Raw genomic sequence first — 12,550 nt, 5'->3', positions numbered from 1 at the left:
GTCATTGCCTGACTCCACTATCGCCTTAGAACACGCCCAGGGCGAGTCCGCTTGCCATGGCCGCTCCCAGGTCCCGGCAACGCGCAAGGTCGCTGGCATCGATGCTTTTCGGGGCCAGTATTTGCTCAGGTGTTTGCGCATGAGTGCAGACGATCAGTGGCTCGGCAACCTGACGCAATCGCCAACCGGTAGCGATGCGGGCGATCTGCCTTGCCGCGTTCTGTCCGTCACTGCCCGCAGAAATCATCGTCGCATAGGGTCGCCCATTGATCAGGTCCAATACCGGGTAGTAGCACCGATCGAAGAAATCCTTCAACTGGCCAGAGATGGCCGCAAGGTTTTCCGGTGTGACGAAAACATAGGCGTCTGCGGCGAGCACGTCGTCCGGCCGAGTGGAGGCGGCGCGCAGCAGGCGTGCCGTCGTGCCGGCTTCGCTTGCGGCGCCTTCGATCAGCGCTAGCGCCATCTGTTCGCTGCCGCCGGTCATCGAGTGATAAACGACGAGTAGGGTTTTCATGTGGTTTCAGGAACCTTGGGCAATTCGGCCTGCCCTGCGGCACGCATCGTGCCGGACTCTTTCATCAACGGCCGGGCCATGACAGTCGCGGCAGATTATCATGGCATCCTGCGGAACCGGCGGTCCGTCGATGTCACGGTTGCCCGTCCGCTGCTTATGGCTTGAGGAGTCTTGATGAGGCGTTTTCTTCTTCCCCTGGTGGTTTTCATCGTTCTGGTCGGCTTTCTCGCGGTCGGATTGCGCTTGAACCCGCGCGAGGTTCCCTCGCCGCTGATCGGCAAGCCGGTGCCGTCTTTCCGCTTGGCGCAGCTGCATGCCGGCGACAAGTTCATTTCTGCCGAGGACATGCGCGGCAAGGTCTGGCTGTTGAACGTATGGGCGTCGTGGTGCGTTTCCTGTCGGCAGGAGCACCCGGTGCTACTCGATCTGGACCGGCAGAAGAAGATCGCCATCGTCGGCCTCAACTACAAGGATGACCGCGCGGCGGCGCAAGCCTGGCTGACTCGGTACGGCGGTGATCCCTACCTGGTTTCCGCAGTCGATGCCGACGGGCGGGTCGGCATCGATCTGGGTGTTTATGGCGTGCCGGAAACCTTCCTCATCGACAAGAACGGCGTGATCCGCTACAAGCACATAGGTCCGGTTACGCCAGAGGCGTTGAAGAACAAGATCCTGCCGCTTGCGGAAGAACTAACACGCGGCTGATCGCATGGGCGATTGCGCCGCCTGAATGCAGCGGCATTGGCGTCACGCTGCCCACTGGTGGCGTTGATGCCTGAGGCGGCTTTCAGCCCGGCGGGCTGGTCGGTCGACGATGCCGTGGCGCGGTGGAAGCGCGGGCGGGGCGCTTGCGACAGGGTTGAGCCGGATGCAATTTTTGCTAAAGTTATGAACGGCCCTCAATGAAGGGGGACTATTACTGGAGAACCCTGCAATGGATCAATCACGTCGTAACATGCTCAAGCTAGGCGCCGTCACCCTGGCAATGATTCCCGTGGCCGCGGTTGCCGCAAAGAACGATGCCATGCGCGCTTCGATGAAATACAAGGACACGCCGGAGGGCGACAAATCCTGTGCAAACTGCATCCAGTTCGTGCCGGGCAAGACGGCCACCGACAAGGGTGGCTGCAAGATTTTTCCGGGTGACACCGAGGTTTCGCCGAAGGGCTACTGCGTGGCCTGGGCAAAGAAGCCCTGATCGGTTGGCATTGTCCGAACAAAGGGGTGGCGACACCCCTTTTTTTCGCCCCCGGAGGGACGGCAACATCCACAGCGAGCCGACTTCCAATGCATATGGATGGTGGGCGGTACTGGGATCGAACCAGTGGCTTCCACCGTGTGAAGGTGGCACTCTACCGCTGAGTTAACCGCCCGCGAAAGAGCTGCGCATTTAACCACAAAGCCACGCCTGCGGTCAATCCGCCTGGCGGCGTGGCGTAGAATTCGGGCATTTCGCCAGCCTGGAAATCCCATGACGGTTCGTACCCGCTTCGCTCCCAGTCCCACCGGTTTCCTGCACATCGGCGGCGCCCGCACGGCGCTGTTTTCCTGGGCTTACGCCCGTCGTCACGGCGGAACATTCATCCTGCGCATCGAGGATACCGACGTCGCGCGATCGACGCCCGAGGCGGTGCAGGCGATTCTGGATGGCATGCAATGGCTGGGTCTGACGCATGACGAGGGTCCGTTCTATCAGATGCAGCGCATGGATCGCTACCGGCAGGTGATCGCCGAAATGCTCGAGGCCGGCACGGCGTATCGCTGCTACATGTCGAGGGAGGAACTCGATCTGTTGCGGGCCGAGCAGGAAGCGCGCAAGGAAAAGCCCCGCTACGATGGCCGCTGGCGTCCGGAAGCCGGCAAGACCCTGCCCGCACCGCCCGCCGGCGTGGCGCCGGCGATCCGCTTTCGCAATCCGAAGGACGGGGTCGTGGGCTGGCAGGATCAGGTCAAGGGGCGCATCGAGTTCGCCAACGCGGAACTCGACGATTTCGTCATCGCCCGTGCCGACGGCACGCCGACCTACAATTTCTGCGTCGTGGTCGATGACCGTGACATGGACATCACGCACGTCATCCGCGGCGACGACCACGTCAACAACACGCCGCGCCAGATCAACCTGCTGCAGGCGCTCGGCGCGCCGGTACCGCAGTATGCCCATCTGTCGATGATCCTCGGCGACGATGGCCAGAAGCTGTCGAAACGTCATGGCGCCGTATCCGTGATGCAGTACGAAGAAGATGGCTACCTGCCGGAGGCGGTGCTCAACTACCTCGCACGCCTGGGGTGGTCACACGGTGACGAGGAAGTGTTCGGCATGGAGCAGTTCGTGAAGTGGTTCGACCTGGACCACATCACGGCGTCGGCGGCTCAGTTCAACACCGAGAAGCTGAACTGGCTCAACGCGCATTACCTCAAGCTGGCTGATCCGCAGCGGCTCGCGGCAGAGGCTTCCCGCCGCCTGGCGGCGCAAGGAGTGGCCGTCGACGGTGGGCCCGATGTGGCCGATGTCGCCGTACTCTATCGCGACCGAGTGTCCAACCTGAACGAACTCGCCGATGCCATCCATCCGTTTTTCGTTGCCGTGGTGCCGACCGCCGAACTGGTGGCGCAGCACTTGACCGAGGCGGCGCGCAAAGGGCTGAAGGCATTGAGTGACAGGCTGGCGGGCTGCACCTGGCAGGCCGCGGATCTGGGCCAGGCCGTCAAGCAGACCGCCGCCGAGTCCGGACTGAAAATGCCGCAACTGGCCATTCCGCTGCGCATCGTCCTGCTTGGACAGCCGCAGTCGCCGTCGATCGACGCCGTGCTCGAAGTCATGGGGCGCGAACGCGTGCTGGCGCGCCTTGCTCGTGAGATTCCCGTCTGATGCCGGATTGACAAGTGCTCGCTTCCGGGCGAGAGTTACCGCAGCCAAAACCGGCGCGAACCATGTTCCGCATTCTACCTACCCTGCTCTTGCTGTTGGTCGTCACCGGCTGCGCGACATCCCCGGAAGGCCGCTCGCAGCTTGTGGCACCGGCTCCCTTGCAGGGCTTCAGCGCCGTGTATTCCGAGTTCGACATGCAGTTGCAGCTGGTGACCGCGACAGACGCACCTTCATGCAAGGAGGCGGAATGCGCGGCCGACCGGGCCTTCGACCAGCGCATACTGGCGCTGGGGAATCGGCTGGCGGATGTCGCCTTTCGCCAGCACCCCGACCTGCACCTGCGGTTCCCGCGCTTCGACATCGTGGTGGCCGACAAGGCCGATGCCGGTGCGGCATCGAGTGCGGCGGGTACGGTGGTGATCTTTCGCGGCGTGCGCCACCTCGAACTCGACGACGCGGCGCTGGCCTTCATCCTGGCGCGCGAAATGAGCCACATCATCGCCGGCCACCATGACGAAAACGTGACCACCAGCATCCTGGTCGCGCTCGCGGCGCAAATCCTGTTTCCGGCACTCAACCTTGGTGCGCTGATTACCGGCAGCGCGGCGACGACCGCGGCAACCAGCGCCGCCAGCTCCGCCGTGGCCTCAACCGCGGTGGCGTCGGCTGCCTCGTTCGCCGGATCTCGCGCGCTACGCGCCAGCTACAGGCCGCAGCATGTGGTCGAAGCCGAGACCATGGCCATGAAACTGCTGGTCGCCGCCGGCTGGGACGGCCACGAAGTCAGCGACCAGCTCCAATCGATGCGTCCGGCGCTGCCCGACGAACCGGACTGGGTGGTCGAACTGCGTGAATCGATGCAGCGCATCGCTGTCCTGCTGCAGGGTCCGCCGATGCCGGAGATCGCCGGAACGCAGGTTCAGGTCGCGCCACCGCCACCGTTCGTGCTGCCACCGCCCATGATCAGCAAGCCGTTCTGAAGCCTCACGCGATCGCCGTTGTGCCATGCCGGCGGCGTGTCGCTGCTGAAGGTCCGCGTGCTGCCATCCTCGAAGCGGACCACCACGTCATAGCGCTTGCTTTCCTTGACTGATTTCTCGATGTGGTTGCCGGCATAGGCGCCGCCGACCGCGCCCAGCACGGTGGCGATGTCGCGCGTGGCGCCGCGGCCCATCTGGTTGCCGATCAGTCCGCCGACCAGGCCGCCCGCAACCGCGCCGCCGCCGCTGCCCTTGGCTTCGATCTGCACTTCGCGTACCGCTTCGACCACGCCGCAGTCGGCGCAGCTCGCTTGCCGCTGCGTCGACGCCACATAAGTTATGCCTCCGGCGGCGCCGGAGGCGGTATCCCTTGCGGGCAGCGCCCCACGGGGACTTCCATCGGTCGCTGGCGCAACCGCGTATTCGGAGGCCTGCTCCTGTCGCGAGGAGCTGCGGGTATAGACAGGCGTGTACTCGGTTCGGCGTGCCACGCTAGGCGCGCGTTCGACCGGCTTGCTTGCCGGTTTGGCCTGCTCCTTTGGAACGGTGACGGTCTGCTGGATGGAGATCGGTACCGGCGCGGTGGCCGCCGCGAGCCTGGCCGGCTCGGCATTGTGCGCGCCGGGGCCGGGCAGCCAGCCGGCGAGCGCGCCGACGCCGGCCAGGCTGAGGACCGTGACGGAGGCTGCCGCGACCAGCAGCAGCGGGTGGGTTTGCGTTGCGGCGATGCCGGTGTGGCCTGCTTGCGTTGCTTCCATGATGTGCTCCTTGTGTGTGAATCCCATGAGCACATTAACGTCCGGCCGGCGGCGCACGGGACGGCCGCAATCGGGTGTTACATCTGTTACAAACCCGGTGTGGCACGGCGCAGCGCCCGCAGGTGGAAGCGCGCCGGGTCAACGGCGCGGACCAGGTCGCGCTCTATCGGAAGCGGTTCCCCATCCAGTTGGCAGGCCAGCAGCTCAGCCCCCAGCGGCGCCCAGACCATGCCGCGTGCGGACAGCCCGAGCAGCGCATGCAGGCCGGGCATGCGCGCCAGATTGTCCAGCGTCGGCGAACTGCCGGCACATGCCGCGGCGTCGGGCAGGCTCCCGATCAGTGGCAGTCGATCGGGGGCGGCGCAGCGAAGACCGACGCGGCCGCCCAGCCGTGCCGCATCGATGCCTTGCGCGGCACCCGGCAGCAGTTCGTCGAGGCGCCGCAGGTTGTCGGCATGGTCCGCCTGACGCAGGTTCAGATCGGCGTCGCCGCTGTCGAAGCTGGCACCGACGCAGACGATTCCGGCTTGCGGAGGGGTTACATAGCCCGAACGGCACAGCACGTGGCGGAATGGCGGATCGATCCGTTTGGCCATGTCGGGCGCCAGGCAACTGATCTGGCCGCGGATCGGCGTCAGCGGCAGCGCCTGGGGCAGCAGCCGGTTGGCGGCATGGGCGTTGGCGAGCACCACCTGCGGCGCGCTGGCCAGCACTTCGCCCCGGGAGTCCAGGGCCTGCCAGCCGCCGGCATGCCTTTGCAGCGACGCGACTTCCGCTCCGAAGCGCAGGCGGATGCGCGTGCCGCCGGCCAGCAGCATCGCGCCACAGAGGCTGCCGGGACTGACCCAGCCGCCACCGGGGAACCACCAGCTGCCATGCGCCACGGCACGGCCGATCAGGCTCGACGCCGCATCGCGGTCGAGGAACGCGGCGAAGTCGGCGGGCGGCAAGAGGTGTTCGATCGTCGCCCGTTGCAGGATTTCGTGTTCGGCGTCGCGGGCGACCTGCAGTACGCCGCAGGGCGACCAGCGCACCCCCGGCAGCTCCTCCAGGCAGCGCAATGCATACAGGTAGGCGGCGCGCGACAGACGCGCCGCCAGCGCATCGTCCTTCGCCAGGTGCGGCAGCAGTATGCCGGCCGGATTGCCCGAGGCCTCCCGCGCCGGACCATCGCGACGCTCGAGCAGATCCACCAGCCAGCCGCGCGCGGCAAGGCGCTCGCAGACGGCGCTGCCGGCGAGTCCCGCGCCGATGACAATGGCGCGGCGTTCGCCGGTGGATGGAGCTGGCACAGGAGTCGGCGCTGACGACACGGCGACCGCGCGCCGTCCAGCCAGCATTTCGCGCTTGGTGCCAAAGCCCGGGCGGCGCTCCAGGGTCCAACCGAGGTTTTCCAGCGTGTGGCGCAAGTCGCCGGCCACGCTCCATGTAGCCAGCGTCGCGCCGGGCCGGCACAGGCGCGTGATGGAAGCGAGCAGGGCAGGCGCCCACATGCCGGGATTCTTCGCTGGCGCGAAGCCGTCGAGGAACAGGGCGTCGGCCTGCGCGACCAGTTGCGGCAGCAGGGATGACGCGTCACCGAGCAGCAGTGTCAGCGTGACCCGGCCCCCATCGAAGTGCAGCCGATGGAAACCGGGCACGAGCGGCGGCCACTGCGCCAGCAATGGCCCGGCCAGTCCTGCCAGTTCAGGGTAGGCGGCCAGCAGCGTGGCGAGATCGTCGCGCCGGAAAGGATGCTTCTCGACAGAAACGAAATGCAGGCGGCCACCTGCCTGAGACTCGCGCCAGGCCTGCCAGGTGGCGAGGAAATTCAGGGCAAGGCCGAAGCCGGTTTCGAAGACAATGAAGCGCTCGCTGCCAAGCCAGCGTGCCGGCAGATCGTTGCCGGCGAGGAAGACATGGCGGGCCTGCGCGAGCCCGCCGTGGGCGGTGTGGTAGATGTCGTCGTAAAGCGGCGAATACGGCGTGCCGTCGCCGGCTGCCGCCGGTTCGGCGGGAACCAGCGGAGGTGATTTCACCCCGGCATCACTCGCGCCGCATTTGCGGGAACAGGATCACGTCGCGGATCGAGGCCGAATTGGTCAGCAGCATCACCAGGCGGTCGATGCCGATGCCGCAGCCGCCGGTCGGCGGCAGGCCGTATTCCAGTGCCCGGATGAAATCGGCGTCGAAATACATCGCTTCTTCGTCGCCGGCCTCCTTGGCCTGGGCCTGCTGCATGAAGCGCGCGGCCTGGTCTTCCGGATCGTTGAGCTCGGAAAATCCGTTGGCGATCTCGCGGCCGACGATGAAAAGTTCGAAGCGCTCGGTGATCGCGGGATTGTCGTTGCTGGCTCGCGCCAGCGGCGAGACTTCGGCCGGATAGTCGATGATATAGGTCGGTTCCCACAGTTCGGCCTCGGTGGTTTCCTCGAACAGCGCCAATTGCAGCGTGCCAAGCCCCGCGTTCTTCATGTGCGGCGCCTTGAGGTCGACGCGCAGGTCCTTGAGTTTCTGCCGCAGCCAGTCGATGTCGTTGAGCTGCTCGAAACTGTAGCCGGGATGGTAGTGATGGATGGCGCCGACGATGGTGAGCCGGGCAAATGGCTTGGAGAGGTCCAGCGTGCGGCCCTGGTACTCGAACACCTCGGTACCCAGCGCCTCGCGCGCCGAGTGGCGCAGCAGGCCCTCGGTGAAGTCCATCAGGCGCCGGTAATCGGTGTAGGCCTCGTAGAATTCCATCATGGTGAACTCGGGATTGTGGCGCGGGCTGAGTCCCTCGTTGCGGAAGTTGCGGTTCACCTCGAATACCTTCTCGAAGCCGCCGACCACCAGACGCTTCAGGTACAGCTCGGGCGCGATGCGCAGGAACAGTTCCATGTCCAGCGCATTGTGGTGGGTGGTGAAGGGCTTGGCCGCGGCGCCGCCGGGGATGGGGTGCATCATCGGCGTTTCGACCTCGAGGAAGCCGTGGTGCATCATGAAATTGCGGATCGACTGGATCATCCGGCTGCGGGCGACGAAAGTGAAGCGCGTCTGCTCGTTGGTGATCAGGTCGAGTTCGCGTGCGCGGTACTTCTGCTCGACGTCGGTGAGGCCGTGGAATTTTTCCGGCAGCGGTCGCAGGGACTTGGTCAGCAGGCGGATCGAGGAGCACTGCACGGTGAGTTCGCCGGTTTTGGTCTTGAACAGCGTGCCCTCGCAGCCGACGATGTCGCCCAGGTCCCAGCCCTTGAACTGCTTGTGGGTTTCCTCGCCGCTGATGTCGTTGCTGACGAAGATCTGGATGCGGCCGGAGACGTCCTGGATGCTGGCGAAGCTGGCCTTGCCCATGACGCGCTTCAACATGATGCGACCGGCGACCTTGACTGCGATGGGCGTCGCTTCGAGCTCCTCCCGCGTCTTTGCGCTGTAGAGCTCGTCGAGCTTGCCGGCAAGGTTCTCGCGCGAGAAATCGTTGGGGAAGGCCTTGCCCGTGGCGCGCCAGGCGGCGAGTTTTTCGCGGCGTTCGGCGATCAGGCGGTTTTCGTCGGCGGGCTGGGTTGGGTTGGTGTCGGTCATGATGGGTCTAGAAAAAACGATGAATGGTGAAGCCGAGCGCCGTGGCGGCCTCGGCCTGGGTTTTGTCGGCGGTGGCGAAAGCGTCTGCACCAATTTGCCCGGCGGCGGCCAGGTGCAAGGCATCCAGAGATCGCAGGGGGATGTCGGCGAGCCGGCCGATCAGATGGTAGGCCGCGTTGAAGTCGCCATCGCCGACGCTGCCGAGGTGCAACGCGCCGTCCTGGACGTCGGCGGCAAGTTCCGCATTGATGCGGTTCTCGCGCAGGGCGTCGATCTCCCGGTTACGGCGTCGGCGCGCCAGTGCGCAGCGCAACTCGACGACCGTCAGGCGGCTGATCGCCATCGCACCCTGCTGGAACAGTGCGTCGAACTCGGTGCTGAACGGCTCTTCCAGATAGCGCTTTACCAGCGCGCTGGTATCGGCATAGATCATCAGCAGCGATCTTCCCGATCGTCGGCAATGGTTTGGGAAAGCGGCGGGTCGAGCGGTACCTGGCTGGCGCGAAACGCCGCCAGGGAGCGGATCTTCGGCTTTGCCGCGGGCTTGATCGGCAGGATGCGCGCCACCGGCTCGCCACGCCGGGTGACGATGACTTCGTCGTCGCTGGCGAAAAGCTGTTCCGGGTGGGAAAGCCCCTCGCGCGCCTCGCGGATGGTGATGGTTTTCATGGGGAACCTGCTTGTGTCACAACGGGCGATATTGTGACACATTTCGGATGGGCCATGTCGCAAATACTGATGGCATAATAGTCGTTGCGCGTCGCGTGCTCTTCCGCGGAGATCACCTCGATCCGGATTTCGCCAGCCACTGCAACAGGGCCCCATAGAAAATCGCCGGGCTCACCGGTTTGGCGATGAAATCGTCCATCCCGGCCTGCAGGCAGCGTTGCTTGTCGTCGCTGAAGGCATTGGCGGTCATCGCGAGGACGGGCACCTCCGCCTGGTGGGAAAGCCGGCGTATCCGCCGCGTCGCCTCCAGGCCGTCCATGTTCGGCATTTGCATGTCCATCAGGATCAGGTCGTAGCGATTGTCAGCGGCCAGTTGTACCGCCTTTTCGCCGTCATCGGCGAGATCGACCATCAAGCCAACCTCGTCGAGCAAGCTCAGCGCGACTTCCCGATTGACAGGTTCGTCTTCGGCCAGGAGGATGCGGGCGCCGGCATGGTCGCGTTTCAGGATGGCCTCGGTCTCCGACGCGGATTGGGCGGCGATGGCGCCGCATCCGATGTCGCCCTTCTTCAGGCGCACCGTGAGCCAGAAGCGGCTCCCCTTGCCAGGCTCGGTGTCCACCCCGGCGTCACCTCCCATGATCCGGGAAATCTTGCGCGCAATGGCCAGTCCCAGGCCGGTGCCGCCATATTTGCGGGTAATGGAATTGTCGGCCTGCTCGAAGGTCGAGAAGAGCCTGGTCAGCGCCTCCGGGGCAATGCCCGGCCCGGTATCGCGGACCTCGAAGCGCAGCAACGCGCTTTCGGCATCGTCTTCGACAGCCTTGGCGGCCAGGGTGATGGTGCCGCTCTCGGTGAATTTGACGGCATTGGACAGGTAATTGAGCAAGGCCTGCTGCAGGCGGGTGCGGTCGCCCAGCAGGTTGTCGGGCAGGCAGGAGAGTTCGAGGGCATAGGTCAGGCCCTTGGCCTGGGCCTTCGGCCGGATCATGCTTGACACGTTCTCGATCAGGTCGTCCGCGCAGATCAGGTCTTCGGCGAGGGAGAATTTGCCGGCCTCGATCTTGGAGAGGTCAAGCACGGCGTTGATGATTTCGAGCAGATGGTTGCCCGCGGCCTCGATCTTGTCGAGCTTGTCGGCCTGTTGCGGGCTGGTCCCGCCGCGCCGCAGGATATGCACCATGCCGGTGATGGCATTCAACGGCGTGCGGATTTCATGGCTCATGTTCGCGAGGAACGAGCTCTTGGCGACATTGGCGGTTTCGGCGGCGTCCTTGGCCTTGCGCAGGTCCACGGTTTGTTCTTCGACGAGGTCCTGCAGGTGGTGGCGATGCTGTTCCAGTTCGAGTTCGCTGCGCTTGCGCGCGGTAATGTCGGTATGCGTTCCACACATGCGCAGCGGCTTTCCTCCGGGATCACGCTGCATCACGCTGGCCTGGTCGAGAATCCAACGGATGCTCCCGTCCTTGTGGAGCATCCGGTATTCGAGCCGATGCAGTTTTGAGCGTCCCTCGAGGACCGAGTTGATGGAATCCCATGCGCGCTCGCGATCCTCGGGATGAATGAAATCCGTCCACTGCCGGGTTGTCTGCCGGATTTCGTCGGGCGAGTACCCCAGCATCAAGGCCCATTGTTCGTTTCGGTCGACCTTGCCGGCGGCGATGTCCCAATCCCAAAAACCGAGTTCCGAACCTTCCAGGACAAAGCGCAGTTGTTTCGCGCTCTGCTCCAGGGCCAGTTCGAACAGCTTTTGTTCCGCAATGTCTTGGCAATAGCCGATATAGCCGATGAAATGACCAGTGCTGTCGTAACGGGGACTGCCTTGATCGAGAATCCAGGCGAACTCGCCATTGGCCTTGCGCAATCGGTATTCCATCGAGAACGGCTCACGACGCTCGAAGTGGCTGGCGTAGATTTGCACGCACCGATCAAAGTCATCGGGGTGCACGCCTTCCGTCCAGCCGTTCCCCAGTTCCTGTTCCAGGCGACGGCCGGTGAAGCGCAACCAGGGCTCATTGAAGTAGTCGCAAAGCATGTCGGGTCCGGATGTCCAGATCAGGGCGGCACCGCCGTTGGCCAGGGTGCGATAGTGCTGTTCGCTTTCCCGAAGTACGTCCTCGGCCTGCTTGCGCTCGGTGACGTCGGTGCCGATGCCGACCATCGCCACCGGGTTTCCCTCGTCATCCTTGACCAGGGTGGTTCGCAAGTCCAGCAAGAACTCCGATCCGTCGGCGGCGCGGTTAACCACGACTCCTTTCCAGTGCCCCTTGCCCAGCGTTGCTTCGACGATTTCCTGCTGAGTGGCATCGGCCCGCGAACCCTCTCCGTAGGCCTCGACATGCTGACCGATGCGGTCGGATTGCAATGCCTTCTGTTCGGCCGCGTTGGTGTAGGTCACCACGCCGCTCAGGTTCGTGACAGTTACATGGTCTTGAATCTGGTCGAGCACCAGCGCCTGCAAGCGCAGCTTTTCTTCGGCCACCACCTGCCGCGTGATGTCTTCCGACAGGAGGACGATGCCGCCCACGCTGTCCTTGCCGTCATGCCAGGGGTGCATTTCCCATTTCAGCCACTGGACGGTGCCGTCGGCACGCTCGAAGCGGTCGCGGTCCGCCCCGGCCGATTCGCCCCGCATGCCACGTTGATGGACTTCCTTCCACTTGGCGGGAAGTTCCGGAAACACCTCGTAGTGCGATCTGCCGGTCAGGTCCTGGTCGCCCAACTGGAAGTCGTCGTGCCAGCGCCGGCTGGCGCCGATGTATCGCATGTCGCGGTCGAACATGGCGATGGCGGCGGGGGCCTGGTCGACGAATACGCGCAACAACTCCAATTGCGATGTCAGGATGCCGGCCTGGCGAAGCCAGGTCCGCTCGATCAGGACGTAAAGCAGCACCGAGGTGACCACGACGAAGCCGAGGCCTTTGAACTTGCTGGCTTCCTCCGCCCGGGCGGCTTCACCGATCAGGGCAAACAAGATCGTATCCGAAACCATGATCCACAAGGCGCCAAATACCGCGTAGGCGAGAACCACCCGCAGCGTGCTGTGGCGTTGGTTTGCGGACCGGTAGTGGGGACCCATGGGGAGGCAGCCTTGCAGGAACACCGAAAACGGCTAGATTAGACCTACTGGGACGAGTTGCCTATCAATACTCTCGATGGCCGGGCGGCGCGAATGAACACGCGGGCGGCCCCGGTGTTTTGCTGCCTCGGCGTCCTC

At 64.6% G+C, this 12,550-nt stretch carries 11 protein-coding genes and 1 tRNA gene; 4 read left to right on the top strand and 8 right to left on the bottom strand.

Annotated elements, in window-relative coordinates; genetic code table 11:
* Nucleotides 1-25 precede the first annotated feature (25 nt).
* On the bottom strand, nt 26-517 hold the full coding sequence (locus J0M27_RS06250; protein WP_294988651.1) for an NAD(P)H-dependent oxidoreductase: 492 nt from the start codon (nt 515-517) through the stop codon (nt 26-28).
* Between the two features lie 174 nt (nt 518-691).
* On the opposite strand from J0M27_RS06250, the gene J0M27_RS06245 reads away from it, so the two are divergent.
* Together J0M27_RS06245 and J0M27_RS06240 are read left to right on the top strand one after the other, a co-directional pair.
* Nucleotides 692-1,222, top strand: a complete 531-nt coding sequence (locus tag J0M27_RS06245; protein WP_294988648.1) for a DsbE family thiol:disulfide interchange protein — start codon at nt 692-694, stop codon at nt 1,220-1,222.
* A gap of 229 nt (nt 1,223-1,451) precedes the next feature.
* Nucleotides 1,452-1,715, top strand: a complete 264-nt coding sequence (locus tag J0M27_RS06240) for a high-potential iron-sulfur protein (RefSeq protein WP_294988645.1) — start codon at nt 1,452-1,454, stop codon at nt 1,713-1,715.
* Between the two features lie 100 nt (nt 1,716-1,815).
* Here J0M27_RS06240 and J0M27_RS06235 read toward each other — a convergent pair.
* Nucleotides 1,816-1,890, bottom strand: a tRNA-Val gene (locus J0M27_RS06235).
* Between the two features lie 98 nt (nt 1,891-1,988).
* Here J0M27_RS06235 and gltX point away from each other — a divergent pair.
* Nucleotides 1,989-3,386, top strand: coding sequence for a glutamate--tRNA ligase (gene gltX / locus J0M27_RS06230; protein WP_294988642.1), 1,398 nt, complete (start codon nt 1,989-1,991; stop codon nt 3,384-3,386).
* 62 nt (nt 3,387-3,448) lie between these two features.
* Nucleotides 3,449-4,366, top strand: a complete 918-nt coding sequence (locus J0M27_RS06225; protein WP_294988639.1) for a M48 family metalloprotease — start codon at nt 3,449-3,451, stop codon at nt 4,364-4,366.
* On the opposite strand, the gene J0M27_RS06220 is transcribed toward J0M27_RS06225, so the two are convergent.
* From J0M27_RS06220 to J0M27_RS06195, 6 genes are all read right to left on the bottom strand, one after another.
* On the bottom strand, nt 4,306-5,124 hold the full coding sequence (locus tag J0M27_RS06220; protein WP_294988637.1) for a glycine zipper 2TM domain-containing protein: 819 nt from the start codon (nt 5,122-5,124) through the stop codon (nt 4,306-4,308). The two genes, J0M27_RS06225 and J0M27_RS06220, sit on opposite strands and share 61 nt — an antisense overlap.
* An 86-nt stretch (nt 5,125-5,210) precedes the next feature.
* A complete protein-coding gene (gene mnmC / locus J0M27_RS06215; RefSeq protein ID WP_294988634.1) occupies nt 5,211-7,142 on the bottom strand; it encodes a bifunctional tRNA (5-methylaminomethyl-2-thiouridine)(34)-methyltransferase MnmD/FAD-dependent 5-carboxymethylaminomethyl-2-thiouridine(34) oxidoreductase MnmC in 1,932 nt (643 codons plus the stop codon).
* Between the two features lie 7 nt (nt 7,143-7,149).
* Complete coding sequence (gene lysS / locus J0M27_RS06210; protein ID WP_294988630.1) at nt 7,150-8,664, bottom strand: lysine--tRNA ligase; 1,515 nt, start codon at nt 8,662-8,664, stop codon at nt 7,150-7,152.
* A 7-nt stretch (nt 8,665-8,671) separates the two neighbouring features.
* Nucleotides 8,672-9,097 carry a type II toxin-antitoxin system VapC family toxin gene (locus J0M27_RS06205; protein ID WP_294988628.1) on the bottom strand — a complete coding sequence of 142 codons (426 nt, stop codon included), beginning with the start codon at nt 9,095-9,097 and terminating at the stop codon, nt 8,672-8,674.
* Nucleotides 9,097-9,333 carry a type II toxin-antitoxin system Phd/YefM family antitoxin gene (locus J0M27_RS06200; protein ID WP_294988623.1) on the bottom strand — a complete coding sequence of 79 codons (237 nt, stop codon included), beginning with the start codon at nt 9,331-9,333 and terminating at the stop codon, nt 9,097-9,099. The genes J0M27_RS06205 and J0M27_RS06200 overlap by 1 nt, the downstream gene beginning before the upstream one ends.
* A 112-nt stretch (nt 9,334-9,445) precedes the next feature.
* Nucleotides 9,446-12,412 carry a PAS domain S-box protein gene (locus tag J0M27_RS06195; RefSeq protein WP_294988622.1) on the bottom strand — a complete coding sequence of 989 codons (2,967 nt, stop codon included), beginning with the start codon at nt 12,410-12,412 and terminating at the stop codon, nt 9,446-9,448.
* Nucleotides 12,413-12,550 lie beyond the last annotated feature (138 nt).

The organism is Sulfuritalea sp. (assembly GCF_017302275.1).
Classification (GTDB): domain Bacteria; phylum Pseudomonadota; class Gammaproteobacteria; order Burkholderiales; family Rhodocyclaceae; genus Sulfuritalea.
This window is presented reverse-complemented; position numbering and strand designations above follow the sequence as displayed.